2 protein-coding genes are annotated in these 731 nt (G+C 29.7%); both read left to right on the forward strand.

The genetic code is table 11. From position 1 onward, the window contains the following. Nucleotides 1–59 precede the first annotated feature (59 nt). Nucleotides 60–359, forward strand: a complete 300-nt coding sequence (locus tag HXZ69_RS15240) for a transposase (RefSeq protein ID WP_125388334.1) — start codon at nucleotides 60–62, stop codon at nucleotides 357–359. After that, a partial coding sequence (locus HXZ69_RS15245; protein WP_286496466.1) for an IS3 family transposase occupies nucleotides 356–731 on the forward strand: 376 nt, incomplete at its 3' end. The genes HXZ69_RS15240 and HXZ69_RS15245, both read left to right, overlap by 4 nt.

The following is a 731-nucleotide window of genomic DNA, read 5'->3' on the forward strand; positions in this document are numbered from 1 at the left end:
TGGATATCCTAACGAAAGTTCCAGAGTAAGAAAAGGTATATAATACTTATCTTACAATTATGAAAGGAATAAAAAATCATTACGATGCTTCATTTAAATTACGAGCGGTAGAATTGAGTTATGAAAGAAGTAATATATCGGAATTAGCAAGGGAACTTGGAATAAAAGCCTCCTTATTATACAAATGGCGCAAAGATTATCAAGAATACGGATCCAATAGTTTTCCAGGAAAAGGTAATTTAAAACTAACGCCAGAACAGGAGCGAATAGTTGAATTAGAAAGAAAGCTTAAAGATGCAGAATTAGAACGTGATATCTTAAAAAAAGCAATCAGCATTTTCTCCAAGAACGGTCGATGAAATATAGATTTATAAAGAATCACGATTGCCAATTTCCGATTGAGAAAATGTGTATTATCTTAAAAATCCACTCCAGCAGCTATTATAAATGGAAAAATAAAGGTTGCTCCAATCGACTTTTGAGAAAAAATTTGATGCTAGATAAAATAAAGTATCTATATTTTAAATTCAAGCAGAGATATGGAAGTCCTCGAATTCATTCAGAATTAAATGCTTTAGGTTACAGAATATCAGTTAAAACAGTTGCTAAATATATGCAAGAGCTTGGTTTAAGAAGTAAATTAAGTAAAAAGTTTAGAGTTACAACAAATTCTAAACATAATTATTTAACTGTAAATAATCTTCTTAATCGAGATTTTTACGCTTCAAAAC

It is taken from the genome of Empedobacter sp. R132-2 (genome assembly GCF_030324375.1).
Taxonomy (GTDB): Bacteria; Bacteroidota; Bacteroidia; order Flavobacteriales; family Weeksellaceae; genus Empedobacter; species Empedobacter falsenii_B.

What these genes read in the sequence shown, in the direction of transcription:
- HXZ69_RS15240 (WP_125388334.1), top strand. Translation starts at nt 60, where the DNA reads ATGAAAGGAATAAAAAATCATTACGATGCTTCATTTAAATTACGAGCG.